The 18,381-nt window shown below is 42.5% G+C and carries 15 protein-coding genes; 14 read left to right on the forward strand and 1 reads right to left on the reverse strand.

The window, feature by feature from the left end:
- Positions 1–1,563: a 2-isopropylmalate synthase gene (gene leuA, locus LGZ98_RS06715; RefSeq protein ID WP_112895372.1), complete on the reverse strand. Its 1,563-nt coding sequence runs from the start codon at positions 1,561–1,563 to the stop codon at positions 1–3.
- 957 nt (positions 1,564–2,520) lie between these two features.
- Between leuA and leuO the strand changes: the two genes are divergently transcribed.
- The 14 genes from leuO to mraY all read left to right on the forward strand — a co-directional run bounded on the left by leuO (position 2,521) and on the right by mraY (position 18,379).
- The gene (gene leuO, locus LGZ98_RS06720; protein WP_113043357.1) at positions 2,521–3,465 is read left to right on the forward strand and encodes a transcriptional regulator LeuO; all 945 of its coding nucleotides are present in this window, start codon (positions 2,521–2,523) and stop codon (positions 3,463–3,465) included.
- A gap of 237 nt (positions 3,466–3,702) precedes the next feature.
- Positions 3,703–5,502 (forward strand): AMP-dependent synthetase/ligase, encoded by a 1,800-nt coding sequence (locus tag LGZ98_RS06725; RefSeq protein ID WP_191214919.1) that lies wholly within the window; start codon positions 3,703–3,705, stop codon positions 5,500–5,502.
- Positions 5,503–5,528: 26 nt separating this feature from the next.
- Positions 5,529–5,702, forward strand: coding sequence for a hypothetical protein (locus tag LGZ98_RS06730; protein WP_158536584.1), 174 nt, complete (start codon positions 5,529–5,531; stop codon positions 5,700–5,702).
- A gap of 80 nt (positions 5,703–5,782) precedes the next feature.
- Positions 5,783–6,349, forward strand: a complete 567-nt coding sequence (locus tag LGZ98_RS06735) for an RBBP9/YdeN family alpha/beta hydrolase (RefSeq protein WP_113043355.1) — start codon at positions 5,783–5,785, stop codon at positions 6,347–6,349.
- Between the two features lie 670 nt (positions 6,350–7,019).
- Complete coding sequence (ilvI, locus tag LGZ98_RS06740; RefSeq protein ID WP_113043354.1) at positions 7,020–8,747, forward strand: acetolactate synthase 3 large subunit; 1,728 nt, start codon at positions 7,020–7,022, stop codon at positions 8,745–8,747.
- A 2-nt stretch (positions 8,748–8,749) separates the two neighbouring features.
- On the forward strand, positions 8,750–9,241 hold the full coding sequence (gene ilvN / locus LGZ98_RS06745; protein WP_167405300.1) for an acetolactate synthase small subunit: 492 nt from the start codon (positions 8,750–8,752) through the stop codon (positions 9,239–9,241).
- Between the two features lie 87 nt (positions 9,242–9,328).
- Positions 9,329–10,336 carry a catabolite repressor/activator gene (gene cra, locus LGZ98_RS06750; RefSeq protein WP_113043353.1) on the forward strand — a complete coding sequence of 336 codons (1,008 nt, stop codon included), beginning with the start codon at positions 9,329–9,331 and terminating at the stop codon, positions 10,334–10,336.
- Positions 10,337–10,932: 596 nt separating this feature from the next.
- Positions 10,933–11,391 carry a division/cell wall cluster transcriptional repressor MraZ gene (mraZ, locus tag LGZ98_RS06755; protein WP_011147826.1) on the forward strand — a complete coding sequence of 153 codons (459 nt, stop codon included), beginning with the start codon at positions 10,933–10,935 and terminating at the stop codon, positions 11,389–11,391.
- Positions 11,392–11,393: 2 nt separating this feature from the next.
- A complete protein-coding gene (rsmH, locus tag LGZ98_RS06760) occupies positions 11,394–12,338 on the forward strand; it encodes a 16S rRNA (cytosine(1402)-N(4))-methyltransferase RsmH (protein ID WP_113043352.1) in 945 nt (314 codons plus the stop codon).
- A complete protein-coding gene (gene ftsL / locus LGZ98_RS06765; protein WP_041380284.1) occupies positions 12,335–12,655 on the forward strand; it encodes a cell division protein FtsL in 321 nt (106 codons plus the stop codon). The genes rsmH and ftsL overlap by 4 nt, the downstream gene beginning before the upstream one ends.
- Positions 12,656–12,683: 28 nt before the next feature.
- On the forward strand, positions 12,684–14,453 hold the full coding sequence (locus LGZ98_RS06770) for a peptidoglycan DD-transpeptidase PBP3 (protein WP_113043351.1): 1,770 nt from the start codon (positions 12,684–12,686) through the stop codon (positions 14,451–14,453).
- On the forward strand, positions 14,440–15,927 hold the full coding sequence (murE, locus tag LGZ98_RS06775; protein ID WP_262977858.1) for a UDP-N-acetylmuramoyl-L-alanyl-D-glutamate--2,6-diaminopimelate ligase: 1,488 nt from the start codon (positions 14,440–14,442) through the stop codon (positions 15,925–15,927). Before LGZ98_RS06770 ends, murE begins: the two co-directional genes overlap by 14 nt.
- Positions 15,924–17,303: a UDP-N-acetylmuramoyl-tripeptide--D-alanyl-D-alanine ligase gene (murF, locus tag LGZ98_RS06780; RefSeq protein WP_228899502.1), complete on the forward strand. Its 1,380-nt coding sequence runs from the start codon at positions 15,924–15,926 to the stop codon at positions 17,301–17,303. Before murE ends, murF begins: the two co-directional genes overlap by 4 nt.
- A complete protein-coding gene (gene mraY / locus LGZ98_RS06785) occupies positions 17,297–18,379 on the forward strand; it encodes a phospho-N-acetylmuramoyl-pentapeptide-transferase (protein WP_011147820.1) in 1,083 nt (360 codons plus the stop codon). The genes murF and mraY overlap by 7 nt, the downstream gene beginning before the upstream one ends.
- The last annotated feature ends 2 nt before the right edge of the window (positions 18,380–18,381 follow it).

Here is an 18,381-nt window from a genome sequence, read left to right on the forward strand (position 1 = left end):
TTACACCATTTCCTTTGTATTTTGCTGTATACGTTGTTTCTCTTTCTTAACTTGCTCTGTACGCCAAACGCAGTTCAGAGCATGAATCATTGCCTTGGCAGAAGATTCAACAATATCTGTTTCCAATCCCATGCCGTGGAAGCGACGCCCAAAGCATTCGACAACGATATTTACCTGACCCAGTGCATTTTTTCCTTGGCCTTTACCTGATAACTGATAAGAAACCAGTTCAACTGGGTATTCAGTTATTCGACTGATTGCCTGATAGACAGCATCTACCGGTCCATTACCTGTGGCAGCTTCTGATTTCACCTCTTTACCGCACACTAAACGTACAGCAGCTGTTGTCATCACATTGGAGCCAGATTGGATATTAAAGTTGTCCAGATGGAAAAATTCAGGTTCTTGTTGTTGCAAATTGATGAACGCTAAGGCTTCCAAATCATAGTCAAATACCTGGCCTTTTTTATCTGCCAGACGTAAAAAGGCTTCGTATAAGCTATCCAGATCGTAATCTTTATCCTGATATCCCATCTCTTCCATACGGTGTTTCACTGCGGCGCGACCAGAACGGGAAGTCAGGTTCAATTGAATTTCTTTCAGGCCGATGGACTCTGGTGTCATAATTTCGTAAGTTTCACGATTTTTCAGTACCCCGTCTTGATGAATCCCGGATGAGTGGGAAAATGCATTGCTACCAACAATTGCTTTATTCGCGGGGATTGGCATATTGCATAATTGGCTGACCAACTGACTGGTGCGGTAAATTTCCTGATGGTTGATATTAGTATAAACACCTAACATTTGCTGACGGACTTTAATCGCCATAATGACTTCTTCCAGTGAACAGTTACCGGCACGTTCACCCAGACCGTTTATCGTCCCCTCTATCTGACGAGCTCCGGATTGTACTGCTGTGATAGAGTTGGCGACAGACATCCCCAAATCATCGTGGCAATGGACGGATATTATCGCTTTATTAATATTAGGAACGCGTTCGATCAAGTTAGTGATGATGCCGCCAAATTGATATGGCGTGGTGTAACCGACAGTATCTGGGATATTGATCGTCGTTGCGCCTGCTTTGATAGCGTTTTCAACGATCCGACACAGATTATCAATAGGTGTACGGCCCGCATCTTCACAGGAGAATTCGACATCATCAGTGTAACGACGTGCCCGTTTGATTGATTGAGTTGCCATTTCCATGACATTTTCGAATGTTTTTTTCAGCTTGGATTCAATATGTAAATCGGAAGTGGCTAAAAAGACGTGGATACGAAAAGCGTCTGCAACTTTTAATGCTTCTGCGGCCACATCAATGTCTTTTTCTACACAACGGGCTAAGGCGCAAACACGGCTATTTTTTATCTGCTTAGCGATCGTCTGTACAGATTCAAAATCACCAGGAGAGGAAACTGGAAAACCGACTTCCATGATATCAACACCCATTTTCTCCAAGGCCAAGGCAATCTGGAGTTTTTCGTTCACACATAAGCTGGCCTGTAATGCTTGTTCTCCATCACGTAACGTGGTGTCGAAGATAATAACTTGCTGGTTCATATGTACGTTCCTCTCATGGTTGTTTTTTGCGCCCAGCAGGTAAAAAAAAACCGCGCTTGGCGCGGGTTCTTGTTAATGTCTGGTTTGGACCAACTCTGTTTTAAATCAACTCTGTTTTCTGTCCACCAGCATACCGCGCATATCAGATACGATGAGTAGTAGGTTTAGTAGACAAATTGAGTGAATCATATCGATCCAACCTTTCAGTAGTATTAATGAGTGTTTGTGATTCGTATGCTTTTATTGATACGTTATCTTAAAAGTGATGTCAAGAATTCATTTAGGCATATGATCCTTGGTTTTACTTTTCTCATGGTGATAAATTGAAGTGTTGATCTGTTTATATTTAAAAAGCTTTTATTTTATCCTTTTTTGTTCTGGTTTGACTTTAATGATAAGCTCAGATTTATATAAAAAATAGCGCATTATACTGATTAATTAAAATGAAGTATTTTTTGTGTGATGAGCTGGAAGTCGATTTGTATTTTTCCGAAAAACATCATTTGTCATTGGAAAAATAGATACAAATAGGACGTTATGTTATATATCTTTGAAAAAATAATTCTATAATATAATAACTCTGATAAAATTGTTTAATAATAATAAGTCAGTAATTTTATTGTAAATTGTGTAATTCTTTGATTTATCGTCATATACAAAATATCAGGGTGAATAAATTGTTAACATAATTGTACTTTTTTGTGAATGAATAATGAGCACTACATTGTCTACTAATTGAAATTATATATTTTTAACATTAATAAGGGGATGCGCTGGTTAGCTATGCGTATTCAGATTTGTACAAGGACGAGTCTTAATTATTTGTTATCGAAATGATTAAGACAATTGATCTCGTTAATAGTTAGAGTCATCGTAATATCTGAGTAATAAATGAAGGTATTTCCGATGTTTTGTTATTAGCTGGGATCATCTGCATCAGTTTAGTGGAGTTAAACAATGGCTGAATACACCTCAGTAACTGCAACCAAAAAAGATCCAAATGAAATTCATTTACGTAATGTGGATCTCAATCTTCTGACTGTTTTTGATGCAGTTATGCAAATGCAGAATGTAACACGTGCGGCACAGATATTAGGAATGTCACAACCGGCTGTCAGTAATGCGGTTTCTCGTTTGAAGCTAATGTTCAATGATGAATTATTTGTGCGTTATGGGCGTGGAATACAACCGACGGCAAGAGCTCATCAATTATTTGGTCCCGTCCGTCAGGCATTACAACTGGTATATAACGAGTTACCTGGGGTTGGTTTTGAACCTGATAATAGTGATAGGGTTTTTAGTCTTTCAATTTGTAGCCCTCTAGATATTAGACTGGCTGCAAAAATAGTTGAACAGGTGAAACAAAATACACCCAATCTGGGTGTGACGATTAGATCATATCTACATGATAATATTGAACATCAGCTCAGGTATCAGGAAACTGAGTTTGTCATTAGCTATACGCAGCTAGAACGTATGGATTTTCATCATTACCCGTTATTCAATGATGAGTTGGTTTTGGCTGTTTCTAATCATCATCCAAGAATTGAAAATAGTATTAGTGAGCAGCAATTGTATGAGGAACATCATGCCGTTGTATCATTGGATAATATCTGTTCATTCAGCGTTCCCTATTATGATGGAGGTGAACGTTTGCGTTCGGTGGTTTATCAGGGGACCGATTTGAATAGTGTGTTGCATATTGTCTCTCAAACCTATTTGGTTGCGATTGCACCAAAATGGTTAGTTGAGCACTATAACGAACAATTAGCAATAAGAGCGGTTTCATTACCGTGGGAGAAAGTAAGTCGTCCGTGTTATTTGATTTGGCATGAATCTACAACGAAAGATAAAGGGCATCAATGGATGAAATCGTTGTTGAGTCAACTTAGTAGCAGATAATTAACTTGAAAACTCACTACTGGATAAGGGTGGTGAGTTTTTTTATTTTATCACAAATTTTTCAACTTTTGATAAATAGACTTTTCCTGTTGTTCAGGAATCGGTAGACTGCAAGGAAATAGCTAACACCTGTAAGCTGAAAAGCGAATAAGTGATGCGAAAAGGTATTATCAGAGAATTAAATTACTGTTTTTTCTCCGATAAGAAAAAAGTTTTTCGAACAGGAAAAAGATTGTGATAACTAAAAATTTACATCCTTATCACTTGATAAACCGGTTGCAACAACAAATCAAACAACACCCAGAGAAAATTGCTTTTCGCCAATGGTCTCCGGCTGAACAACGCGAACTAAACTGGAATGATATTGGCAAAAAGACCAATGCTATTAGCCGGGCGTTGTTGGAGATTGGCGTTGATGTACAAGAAAAAATTGGCCTCTTTGCACATAACAGCATGGCGTGGTCATTGGCAGATATCGCTGTATTACAACTTCGGGCGGTCACTGTCCCTCTATATGCAACCAGTAGTCAAGAACAGGCTAGTTTCATACTTAATGATGCTGGTGTGCGTATTTTGTTTGTTGGCGGGCAGCCGCAGTATGATGTTGCTATTACTTTGACAGAACGTTGCCCTCAGTTAAGTCACATTATTGTCTTAGATGAATCAGTCGATTTGCGGGATTGTTCATTAGCTCAGCATTTATCTGATTTCATGGCGGATAATAAATTACAACATCAATCTGCGTTGGAAACCCGTATTGCTAACCACAATCTGGATGATCTCTTTACACTTATTTATACGTCTGGTACCACGGGTGAGCCTAAAGGCGTCATGCTTGATTACCGCAATTTAGCCTATCAGTTGTATTCACATGATCATATCTTGACATTAACTGATCAGGACGTTTCTTTGAGTTTTCTGCCGTTATCCCATGTCTTTGAACGCGCATGGAGTTTCTATGTCATGCATGTAGGAGCACAAAATGTTTATCTGACCGACACTAATTTTGTTCGTCAAGCTATGGCGGATATCCGCCCGACAGTGATGTGTGCAGTGCCGAGATTTTACGAAAAAATTTATAGTGCGGTTTTTGAAAAGGTTTCTAGGGCTCCTTGGCATCGAAGAAAACTTTTTAATTGGGCGATTAAATGTGGTGAGCGTCAGTTTTTACGTAATTTGCAAAGTAAAAAAAGCTGCCTTTGGTCAACAGTAATGCATCGACTGGCTGATAAATTGGTGTTGAGTAAATTGCGAAATGTATTGGGGGGCAGAGTTCGGTTTTTACCTGCGGCTGGCGCACGTCTGGACGAAACGATTATCTTGTTCTTTCTCGCTGTTGGGATAAATATCAAATATGGCTATGGTATGACAGAGACTTGTGCCACGGTTTCCTGTTGGGAAGAGCAAGGTTATATATTTGGTTCTATTGGTAAACCCTTGCCTGGCATTGACGTCCGTATCAGTGGAGAAGATGAGATACAAGTGCGTGGCCCAATTGTGATGAAAGGCTATTTCAATAATCAGCAAGAAACCACCAAGGCATTTACTCAAGACGGTTGGTTGCGTACAGGTGATGCTGGTAAGTTGGATGAAAATGGTAATTTGTTCATTACTGAACGTCTGAAAGATTTGATGAAAACATCGAATGGGAAATATATTGCTCCTCAAATGATTGAAAGCACGCTAGGGCAAGATCGTTTTATTGAGCATGTGGCTGTTATTGCTGATGCCCGTAAATTTGTATCCGCTCTTATCGTGCCTTGTTATGAAGCATTGGAAGAGTATGCAAGGTCAATTAATCTCAAATATCATGACCGGGTTGAATTACTACGCCATAGTCAGATTATCGAAATGTTTGAGCAACGCTTGAAAGAGGTGCAGAAAAACTTTGCTCACTTCGATCAGGTAAAGCGTTTCATATTACTGCCAAAACCATTTTCAATGGAAACGGGTGAATTAACTCCAACACTGAAATTGAGGAGGAAAATTATTATGCAGCGTTACTATAAAGAGATTGAATCTATGTATCAAGATTGATTTTCGGGATTTTATACAAAGAGTTAGTGTTACCAGTTATTCAGGGAAAGTATGAGGGATATTGTAGTAATATCCCGCTTTGGGTTTTTTCTGAAAATACCCAGATTTCAAGATGCATCGCGACGGCAAGGGAGCGAATCTCCGGGAGCATAGATAACGATGTGACTGGGGTGAGTGCAGCTAACAAAGAGGCAACTTGAAAGATGACGGGTATATATGGATAAGATAATTTAAAGTCTGTATAGTAAATAAAATACACTTTGTATAATTAGGTGAATTGATGAATTTCAATAATGTCGTTATTGTTCATGGTCTTTCAGCAACCCCTGATCACCATTGGTTTCCTTGGCTTAAAGATCAGTATGAAAAGTTAAATATTAATGTTATTGTGCCGGAACTGCCTGAATCTCATGCTCCTTTTCCCCATTTATGGCAAGAAAAATTGCAGGAGAGCATTTCCAGTCCTAACGAAAGAACACTTTTTTTTGGACATAGTTTGGGTTGCATTGCTACACTCCGTTATATCTCATCTTTACCTGATAATGTAAATATTGGGGGAGTTGTACTAATTTCAGGATTTTATGAAAAACTATCAACCTTACCTGAATTAAGTACATTTACTGAAGAGGAGCTGGATTTTAGCTCGCTCAGACAGAAAATAAACCAACGGATAGCAATATTATCGCTTAATGATGAGATTGTATCGCCACAGTTTACATTAAATTTAAGTCAGCAGCTCCGGACTGAATTATATGGTTTCTCCGATGGTGGGCACTTTTTAGATCGCGACGGCTTTACTGTTTTTCCTCAGCTAGAAAAGATATTAAAAGATAATTCAATGTTGTAAATAAATGTCTTGTTGTTTTGTAGATATGCCAAGTTTACTTATATTCATAACTTGGCTATTTTAATTAATATAATTTTCTTTTATTTTAAATCGTCATTTTACTGATTATTATGTCGGGTTATTTAATAATGAAAATAAATATTTATATATCCAGGTAAGTATTGAATATATGGAATTAGTTTTCTAGAAAAAATAAAGGATTTTATCGTGTTCTCTAATTAAAATGGGGTAAATGGGTTTTACCTGAATGAATTATTCACAATAGTTATTCAGAAACGAGGAAATGACGGTCAAATTATTTGAGGCATTTGTCTGCATTTCCTTTGTCAGCTTCATACTTCGGTGACTTAAACGATTTTGAAAACTGCTTTTTAGTTTTTTATCGTATATATACTGGATAATACCTATACGTTGTCGTTCTTTTTAGGTATAGCCAATCATATTCTACTTATCTTTAGCTTCTTGATAGTAAGATAACGCTTGCAGGAGACATTTGGAATTGTCAGAAAGTTGCTATTCTGCCTTTACTCACATTGCTAACACCCGTTTCTAGCGTTATGTTAATTAACTCAGCATCAATATATCGCTGAGAGGCCATTCGTCTTACTAAAATAAAAGTGGAAGGAACTTCCGATTTATTAACTTGCAAACAGAGCCTGGAGGAAAACCTATGGAGATGTTATCAGGAGCTGAAATGGTCGTCCGATCGTTAATTGATCAGGGCGTTAAGCATATATTCGGTTATCCGGGGGGGGCAGTACTGGATATTTACGATGCCCTGCATACGGTTGGGGGCATTGAGCATATCCTGGTACGTCATGAGCAGGGGGCAGTTCATATGGCTGATGGTTATGCTCGTTCTACCGGGAAGGTTGGTGTGGTATTGATCACCTCCGGTCCAGGAGCAACTAATGCCATTACCGGTATTGCCACAGCTTATATGGATTCAATTCCAATGGTTGTATTGTCCGGTCAAGTCGCCAGTTCGTTGATTGGTAATGATGCATTCCAGGAATGTGACATGGTAGGGATATCCCGCCCGATCGTAAAACACAGTTTTTTAGTGAAAAAAGCAGAGGATATTCCGAAGGTACTGAAAAAAGCCTTCTATCTAGCTTCCAGTGGTCGTCCGGGACCCGTCGTTATTGATTTACCGAAAGATACGGTAAATCCGGCAGTAAAATTACCCTATATTTATCCTGATCAGATAAGTATGCGTTCTTATAATCCAACGATTCAAGGACACAAAGGGCAGATTAAGCGAGCATTAAGCAAATTATTGAATGCGAAAAAACCCGTCATATATGTAGGCGGAGGGGTGATTAACGCAGATTGTTCAGCAGAATTACTGGTATTGGCAGAAAAATTCAATATCCCTGTTGTGAGCTCCTTGATGGGATTAGGCAGTTTCCCTGCAACTCATCTGCAAAGCCTGGGCATGCTCGGTATGCATGGTACATTCGAAGCTAACAAAGCAATCCATAATTCAGATGTCATTTTTGCTGTCGGTGTACGTTTTGATGATCGTACAACCAATAATCTGGAAAAATATTGCCCGGAAGCAACGGTATTACATATTGATATTGATCCAACATCAATTTCGAAGACGGTTTCCGCAGATGTACCTATTGTCGGTGATGCTAAACAGGTGCTTAGGCAAATGCTGGCGTTGCTGGAGACAGTAGAAGATACACAAGATCCCGATGCGCTAAAAGATTGGTGGTTATCTATTCAGCAATGGCGTAGCCGTAAATGTCTCAGTTTTGATCGCAGTGGTGAAAAAATTAAACCACAAGCGGCTATCGAGGTTCTCTATCGTCTGACGAAGGGTGAAGCTTACGTCACTTCAGATGTTGGGCAGCATCAGATGTTTGTTGCATTGCATTACCCATTTGATAAACCAAGGCGTTGGATCAGTTCCGGTGGTTTGGGAACGATGGGATTTGGTTTACCGGCTGCTTTGGGCGTTAAATTGGTGAAACCGGAAGCGACGGTAGTCTGTGTTACGGGGGATGGCAGTATTCAGATGAATATTCAGGAGTTGTCTACCGCGTTGCAATATGGGTTGCCGGTACTGGTTCTGAACTTGAATAATCGTTTCTTGGGGATGATAAGACAATGGCAAGATATGATTTATGCCGGTCGTCACTCTCAATCTTATATGGAATCCTTGCCTGATTTTGTCAAATTGGCTGAGGCTTACGGTCATGTTGGCATTTCTATTCAACGTTATGATGAATTGGAAAGTAAATTGGCCGAAGCCTTGAAAGAGGTGACTGAAAATCAGCGGCTGGTATTTGTTGATATCACTGTGGATGAAACTGAACATGTATATCCTATGCAGATCCGTGGAGGAGCAATGGATGAGATGTGGTTAAGCAAAACGGAGAGAACCTGATTATGCGCCGGATTTTATCTGTATTACTTGAAAACGAATCAGGGGCTTTGTCCCGGGTTGTTGGTCTGTTTTCCCAACGTGGCTACAACATTGAAAGTTTAACTGTCGCCCCAACTGATGATCCGACATTATCGCGGATGACAATTCAGACTAAGGGCGATGCAAGGGTACTTGAACAGATTGAAAAACAGTTGCACAAGTTGGTGGATGTGTTACGAGTCAGCGAGTTGGCACCGGGTTCTCATGTAGAGCGTGAGATTATGCTAGTCAAATTGCAGGCCAGTGGATATGGACGTGAAGAGATCAAACGCAGTACTGACATCTTCCGTGGGCAGATCGTTGATGTGACTTCGACCTTATATACCGTACAGTTGGTGGGAACCAGCGATAAATTGGATGCCTTTCTCGATGCTGTTCGGGATGTTGCTGAAATTGTTGAAGTTGCTCGTTCGGGTATTGTCGGTGTCTCTCGTGGGGATAAAATTATGCGATGAAAAATCGCAAACTGCGGGGCTATGTGCATACATTTATCAGGCTCTGCGATAAAGTAGGGCCTTTTTGGGGTCTATGAAGGAGTTAATGTGAAACTGGATGAAATCGCCCGCCTTGCAGGTGTTTCACGCACAACGGCCAGTTATGTAATTAATGGTAAAGCCAAGCAATACCGTGTCAGTGATAAAACGGTAGAAAAAGTGATGGCAGTGGTCAGAGAGCATAATTACCATCCTAATGCTGTGGCAGCCGGTCTCCGTGCAGGACGTACCCGTTCTATTGGTTTGGTTATTCCAGATTTAGAAAATACCAGCTATACCCGTATTGCTAATTATTTGGAACGTCAGGCTCGTCAGCGTGGCTATCAGTTATTGATAGCCTGTTCGGAAGACCAACCTGATAATGAAATGCGCTGTGTTGAACACCTGCTACAACGTCAGGTGGATGCAATTATTGTTTCTACCGCATTACCGCCGGAGCATCCTTTTTATCAACGCTGGGCAAATCGTTCTTTGCCTATTATTGCTCTCGATCGGGCACTCGAAAATGAACACTTTATCAGCGTAGTGGGTGATGATTTTGAAGATGCAAAGATGTTGGCGCAAGAATTTCGTCAATTCTCTGCTGAATCTGTGCTTTATCTCGGTGCATTACCTGAATTATCAGTCAGTTTTCTGCGTGAACAGGGGTTCCGTGAAGCATGGAAAGATGACCCTCGTAAAGTGATGTATCTTTACTCAAACAGCTATGAGCGTGATGCGGCTGCTGAAGTGTTCACCACATGGTTAGAAACTCATCCAATGCCACAAGCGTTGTTCACCACCTCTTTTGCCCTGTTACAGGGAGTCATGGATGTTACGCTAAAACACAGCGGCCGTTTACCAAATCAATTGGTTATTGCGACTTTTGGTGATCATGAATTACTGGATTTCCTTGAATGTCCAGTGCTTTCTGTAGCGCAGCGTCATCGTGAAATTGCTGAACGGGTATTGGAACTGGTGTTAGCAAGTCTGGATGAAAAGCAGAAGCCAGGGCCAGGTATCACACGGATACATCGTGACTTATGTCGGCGAGGAAGCCTGAGTCGGAAAATATGATAAAAACCCCTCATTAATTTTCTGATGGGGGGTTTTGGTTGTCAGATCTGTCTTAAAAGAGGTGTTTTAGCGCGAGCAAATAGCAATTTCGTTCATACATAAATTATTCAGTAGGAAGAAGCGCATGGAACAGCGCTTATTTGAGTTTGGGATTTGTCTATTTACTCCCGTTTTTTTACCGTCTTTTATATATTAAATTGATTTTAATAATATTTATCTTGTGGCTTTTTGTTGCTAGTTAGTTTGAGTGTTGAATGCATCGAATAGAATGATAAACATTGCTGCACGGTGGTTAAATAGTAATGAAATGTAAATTATGTAAATAAATTAATCACACAACTATTTTTTCATTATTTTGCCGTAAACATTTATTCTCCCTGTGCTTGTAAAATTATTCAGAATTATCATGGTGTTAATTATTATTGATATTGCTAAATTTAATAATTATGCCTCCCAACAGCCAAAATCCTGCCATCAAATATAGCTAAAGCGCATCGGCTCTGGCTTGACAAGGTTTTCATCCCATCCGTAAACTCCTTATTGTGGGGATTAGTGGGATAAAGTGGTAATTTTTGATCACCAGGGGCGACCTGAGGATGTTTCGTGGAGCAACGCAGATAAATCTCGATAGCAAGGGGCGGCTCACCGTACCTACCCGATACCGGGCTATGCTAAATGAGGAATCACAAGGGCAAATGGTTTGTACCATTGACCTTCATCAACCATGCTTGTTGCTTTATACATTATCTGAATGGGAGATTATTGAAGAAAAACTTTCTCGCTTATCCAGCATGAATCCGGCGGAGCGTCGGGTGCAACGTTTACTTTTAGGTCATGCCAGTGAATGCCAGATGGATAGTGCAGGACGTCTTTTGTTAGCTAATACATTGCGTCAGCATGCAGGGCTAGTCAAAGAGGTCATGCTGGTTGGTCAGTTCAACAAATTTGAACTGTGGGATGAACAGGCTTGGTATCAACAGGTTAAAGATGATATTGCAGCTGAGCAATCCACACAGGAACCTTTATCAGTACGGCTACAGGAATTATCACTATAAATATGGCAAATAGTCATTTTAAACATACCAGCGTATTGTTGGATGAAGCAGTCAACGGACTGAATATTCGTGAAAATGGCATCTATATTGATGGCACATTTGGCCGTGGAGGGCATTCACGTCTGATTTTGTCGCAATTGGGGACGGCAGGCCGCTTAATTGCCATTGATCGAGATCCTCAGGCGATTGAAGTGGCGAAAACGATTACAGATCCACGTTTTTCAATTGTACATGGGCCATTTTCTAAATTGGCTCACTATACAGAAAAAGCCGGGCTAATCGGCAAAATTGATGGTGTATTACTGGATTTAGGTGTTTCTTCGCCCCAGTTGGATGATCCGGAACGCGGTTTTTCTTTTATGCGTGATGGGCCGCTAGATATGCGGATGGACCCGACTCGCGGGCAGTCAGCAGCAGAATGGCTGATGAACGCAACAGCAGATGATATTGCTTGGGTATTGAAAACATTTGGTGAAGAGCGTTTCGCCAAACGCATTGCCAGAGCCATTGTGGCACGCAATCAGGAAGAGCCAATTACCCGAACAAAAGCGCTAGCCGATTTGATTGCTCAGGCCAGCCCGGTAAAAGAAAAACATAAGCATCCAGCAACCAGGAGTTTCCAGGCTATTAGGATTTATATCAACAGTGAGCTGGAAGAGATTGAGCAGGCGCTGGAGGGGGCATTACAAGTGCTTGCACCGCAGGGGAGACTTTCAGTGATTAGTTTCCATTCGCTGGAAGATCGTATTGTTAAACGATTTATTCGTCAGAATAGTCGAGGGCCACAAGTACCGGCAGGATTGCCACTCACAGAAGAGCAACTGAAAGCACGAGGCGGGCGTAGCTTGAAACCGATTGGCAAGATGAAACCTCCAGAGGAAGAAGTGGCTAATAACCCACGGGCTCGTAGTTCTGTTTTGCGTTTTGCTGAAAAAGTTAGTGAATAATGGCAGGTGAACGTCACGGATTAACCGGTATTATCGGCAGCGATTTGCTCAAGAATGCCAAGATACCGTTAATTCTTCTAGTTGTTGTACTGGTTTCGGCCATAGTTGTTGTAACTACTGCACATGAAACTCGCTTGTTGACGGCTGAAAGAGAGCATCTGGTGGTGGAACGTGATGCATTAGATATCGAGTGGCGCAATTTGATCCTCGAAGAAAATGCTTTGGGTGATCACAGCCGGGTTGAGAGGATAGCTGTTGAAAAAATGCATATGCAGCATGTTAACCCTGCTCAGGAAAACATTGTTGTTTCACAGTGAGTTAATTTAATTATTAAAAAGGTAAGAGATGAAAGCAGCACGCCCCGTGAAGTTAAAAAGGCAAGAAGATAAAAAAGCCAGTTTTGTTAGCTGGCGTTTTGCTTTGTTATGCGGGGGGATTGCTGTAGCTTTAATTGCCTTATTGCTGAGAGTGACTTATTTGCAGGTCATCAATCCTGATCAACTGGTTAAAGAAGGTGATTTACGTTCCCTGCGCGTGCAATCAGTCCCTACCGCTCGCGGTATGATCAGTGACCGAATGGGCCGACCTCTGGCTGTTAGCGTTCCAGTAAATGCTGTTTGGGCAGATCCGAAAGAGGTATTTGAACAAGGGGGAATTACGGGTGATACCCGCTGGAAAGCTTTATCTGATGCTATTAATTTGCCTCTTGAACAGCTTATTGACAAAGTTAGCGTTAATCCAAAAGGCCGTTTTGTTTATTTAGCGCGTCAGGTTAACCCATCAGTTGGCGATTATATTCATAAACTGAAATTACCGGGAATTTATTTGCGTCAGGAATCCCGGCGTTATTATCCGTCAGGTCAGGTAACGGCACATATTATTGGCGTGACCAACGTTGATGGTCAGGGTATTGAAGGCGTAGAAAAAAGTTTTGATCGTTGGTTGACGGGGCAACCGGGTGAGCGGACTGTACGTAAAGATCGCTTTGGCCGTGTCATCGAAGATATTTCATCTGTGGATAGTCTGGCGGCACACAATCTGGTATTGAGTATTGATGAACGTTTACAGGCGCTGGTTTATCGCGAATTAACCAATGCGGTGGCCTTTAATAAAGCAGAATCCGGTACAGCAGTATTAGTAGATGTTAATACCGGAGAAGTGCTGGCAATGGCAAACAGCCCATCTTATAACCCAAATAATCGTATCAATACGCCCAAAGAAGTAATGCGTAACCGTGCTATCACCGATATTTTAGAGCCAGGTTCCACTGTTAAGCCTATGGTGGTCATGGCTGCGCTGAATGATGGTATTGTCAAAGAAAATACCGTTATTAATACAATACCTTATAGGATTAGCGGCAAGGAAATTAGAGACGTAGGCCGTTATTCTGAATTATCTATCACTGGTATCTTACAAAAATCAAGTAACGTTGGTGTTTCTAAGCTGGCGTTAGCGATGCCTGCGACAGAGTTAGTGGATGTTTATTCTCGTTTTGGGTTGGGAAAACCGACCAATCTGGGGTTGGTCGGAGAAAGCAGTGGCTTATATCCAATAAACAGACAACGGTGGTCAGATCTTGATAGGGCTACCTTTTCTTACGGCTACGGGTTGATGGTTACGCCATTACAGTTAGCACGGGTCTATGCAACGATTGGCAGCATGGGTATCTATCGTCCCCTGTCGATTACCAAAGTTGATCCACCCGTACCAGGCACCAGAGTCTTTCCTGAGCCAATTATGCGTACGGTCGTTCATATGATGGAAAGTGTGGCTTTGCCCGGTGGCGGCGGAGTAACGGCCGCAATAAAAGGTTATCGGATTGCAATCAAAACGGGTACTGCGAAGAAAGTCGGGCCGGATGGCAAGTACATTAATCGATATATCTCTTACGCCGCAGGGGTTGCCCCTGCAAGTAACCCAAGGTTTGCTCTGGTTGTGATTATTAATGAGCCACAGGCAGGTAAGTATTACGGTGGTGCGGTTTCTGCGCCAGTATTTGGCACCATCATGGGGGGTGTTCTACGCATCATGAATGTGGAGCCAGATGCTTTGGCGGCAGGTGATAAAAACGAATTTGTGATTAATAAGAAAGAGGATACAGGTGGCAGATCGTAATCTACGCGATTTACTTGCGCCATTGGGTATTGACGCCCCAGTGCGTGCGTTACGCGAAATGACATTGGACAGCCGTAAATCGGCTGCCGGAGATCTGTTTGTTGCCATTAAAGGGCACCAGGCAGATGGTCGAGACTACATTCCTCAAGCCATCGCACAAGGGGTTGCGGCGGTTATTGCAGAAGCCCAGGGCGAGGCCAATAGCGGAACCGTACAGATTATGCACGGTGTTCCGGTTGTTTATGTGAACGATTTGAATAATAAGTTGTCACAGTTAACTGGTGAGTTTTATTGTCACCCTGGTGATAAGTTGCACTTGATTGGTGTAACCGGAACCAATGGTAAAACAACCACTACCCAATTACTTGCTCAGTGGAGTCACGGATTGGGGGAAACCAGTGCCGTGATGGGAACTGTCGGTAATGGTTTACTGGGGCATGTGGCGCCAAGTGAAAATACCACAGGCTCGGCTGTTGATATTCAACTGGATTTGCAACAACTTGTTCGGCAAGGGGCGACTTTTGCGGCAATGGAAGTCTCTTCTCATGGACTGGTTCAGGGGCGTGTAGCTGCGTTGTCGTTTGAAGCGGCAGTGTTTACCAACTTGAGCCGTGATCATCTTGATTATCATGGTGATATGGCGCACTACGAAGCAGCTAAATGGTTGCTGTTTTCCACGCATAATGTGAAACAACAAATCATTAATGCTGATGATGATATTGGATTGAAATGGTTGTCCCGTTTACCGCAAGCGGTTGCTGTGACGATGGAAAACTGTCTGCCGGAAAATTGGCAGGGGCGTTGGTTAGCGGCGCGTGAAATAAAGTATCACGATAAAGGGGTATCCATTACCTTCGAGTCCAGTTGGGGAGGCGGTACAATTGATAGTGCCCTGATGGGAGCATTTAATGTCAGCAACCTGTTGTTGGCGCTTTCCACCTTATTAGCTCTGGATTATCCGCTGGAAAAACTGCTTGCAACAGCTTCCTGCTTGGAACCTGTCTGTGGACGAATGGAAGTATTCTCGGCACCGGATAAACCCGTTGTCGTCGTTGATTATGCTCACACATCTGATGCGCTGGAGAAAGCTTTGATAGCCGCACGTTTACATTGTAAGGGTAAACTTTGGTGCGTTTTTGGTTGTGGTGGTGATCGTGATAAAGGTAAACGCCCATTGATGGGGGGCGTTGCAGAACAGTGGGCCGATTATGTGATTGTTACAGATGATAATCCGCGCAATGAAGAGCCACAGGCAATTGTTACTGACATCTTAACGGGTTTTCTTGATCCGGGAGGTGCGATAACGATTCATGGCCGTGTTGAAGCGGTAACCAACGCTATTATGCAGGCAAAAGCAGATGATGTTGTATTGATAGCGGGTAAAGGCCATGAAGATTATCAATTGGTAGGCCATCGTCGCTTGGATTACTCAGACCGGTTGACTGTTGCTCAGTTACTGGGGGTGATTGCATGATTTCCCTTACTCTGCAACAACTGGCACAAGTAACGGATGGCGTATTGAATCAGGTTACTGAGCAGCAGGCAGCAAATATTTGTATTAGTGATGTGACTACTGACAGCCGTCAGGTTGGAAATGGCAGTTTGTTTATTGCCTTGAAAGGTGAGCGTTTTGATGCTCATGATTTTTGTGCTGATGCAGCCAAAGCTGGTGCCAGTGCTTTGCTTGTCAGCCGCGTATTGGATATTAACTTTCCACAGGTCGTGGTTAAAGATACTCGTTTAGCCATGGGTAAATTAGCGAGTTGGGTTCGCCAGCGGAGTAATGCCCGTGTTGTTGCGTTGACGGGTTCGTCCGGCAAAACATCGGTAAAAGAGATGACCGCCGCGATTTTGCGCCAATGTGGTGACACGCTCTATACCGCAGGTAATCTGAATAATGATATCGGTGTGCCGCTGACATTGTTCAGGCTGACAGAACAACATGAGTTTGCTGTGGTTGAATTAGGTGCAAGTCATGTTGGTGAAATTGCCTATACCGCAAAAATGACCCTGCCAGAAACAGCGTTAATTAATAACCTGTTTGCTGCGCACTTAGCGGATTTTGGCTCTCTGGCGAGTATTGCAAAAGCTAAGGGCGAGATTTTTACCGGTCTTTCAGAGAAAGGTACGGCCATTATCAATATGGAAAGCAATGATTGGACTCACTGGCAGCAGGTTATTGGCGACAAAACAGTACAGCGTTTTTCCATGCAACAAGCATCAGGTGCTGATTTTTACGCTACAGATGTTCAGGTTAAACAACTGACTACGGATTTTTGTCTGCATACGCCTATTGGTAGCACAGAAATCAATTTGCCGTTGCCTGGAAAACACAATATCGCCAATGCGTTAGCGGCCAGTGCGTTAGCCATTTCTGTTGGCGCAACCCTGCGAGATATCCGTTTGGGCTTGTCTGAGCTGAAAGCGGTACCAGGGCGGTTGTTTCCAATCAATCTGGCAGAAGGAAAATTGCTGCTTGATGATACTTATAACGCCAATGTCGGTTCAATGACCGTTGCAGTTCAGGTGTTATCACAGATGCCGGGTTACCGAGTACTGGTTGTTGGCGATATAGGGGCATTGGGTGAACAGTCAGCAGATTACCATCGTCAGATTGGTGAAACCGCAGCTTCTAGCGGTATCGATAGTGTGTTCAGTGTGGGCGAATTAAGTATTCATGTTAGTGAAGCGAGCGGTTGTGGTCAGCATTTTGCGGATAAAGCTGCATTGATCGCAACATTAGTTCCACTATTACAACAACACAAAGTCTTTTCAGTGTTAGTTAAAGGTTCGCGTAATACCACAATGGAAGATGTTGTCCACGCATTACAGGAGAGCTTTACATGTTAGTTTGGCTGGCCGAATATTTGGTCAAATATCACTCCGGCTTTAACGTCTTTTCTTACTTGACGTTTAGGGCTATCGTCAGCCTGCTGACTGCTTTGGCTATCGCATTGTGGATGGGGCCGCGTATGATCGCCTTTCTGCAAAAATTACAAATTGGGCAGGTTGTTCGCAATGATGGGCCGGAATCTCACTTTAGCAAACGTGGTACGCCGACGATGGGTGGTTTGCTGATTTTACTTTCAATTACGATTTCTACACTGTTGTGGGTGCGCTTGAATAACCCCTATGTTTGGTGCGTGCTGATTGTGCTGATTGGTTACGGCATTGTTGGTTTCGTGGATGATTACCGCAAAGTTGTGCGCAAAGATACTAAGGGGTTGATTGCCCGTTGGAAGTATTTCTGGCAGTCCGTCCTGGCATTGGGGGTAGCGTTTGCAATGTACAGTTTCGGTAAAGATACTCCGGCAACACAATTGGTCGTGCCATTCTTTAAAGATGTGATGCCGCAACTGGGTGTGCTTTATATTCTGTTGACCTACTTTGTGATTGTCGGAACCAGTAATGCAGTGAATTTGACTGACGGATTGGATGGTTTGGCAATTATGCCAACCGTTTTTGTTGCCGCTGGTTTTGCTTTAGTGGCATGGGCGACAGGTAATGTCAATTTTGCTAACTATCTGCATATCCCTTATCTGAGCCATGCTGGTGAGCTGGTTATCGTCTGTACTGCGATTGTTGGCGCAGGACTAGGTTTCTTGTGGTTCAACACTTATCCGGCTCAGGTTTTCATGGGAGATGTGGGCTCTTTGGCATTAGGTGGTGCACTGGGGACGATTGCTGTGTTGCTACGCCAAGAGTTTCTACTGGTGATTATGGGCGGTGTATTTGTGGTGGAAACCCTGTCAGTTATTTTACAGGTGGGTTCTTTTAAACTGCGCGGGCAGCGTATTTTCCGTATGGCACCTATTCACCATCATTATGAATTGAAAGGCTGGCCAGAACCGCGTGTTATTGTGCGTTTTTGGATTATTTCTCTGATGCTAGTGCTGATTGGCTTGGCAACATTGAAGGTACGTTAATC

It is taken from the genome of Photorhabdus kayaii, from assembly GCF_025384895.1.
Lineage (GTDB): Bacteria > Pseudomonadota > Gammaproteobacteria > Enterobacterales > Enterobacteriaceae > Photorhabdus > Photorhabdus kayaii.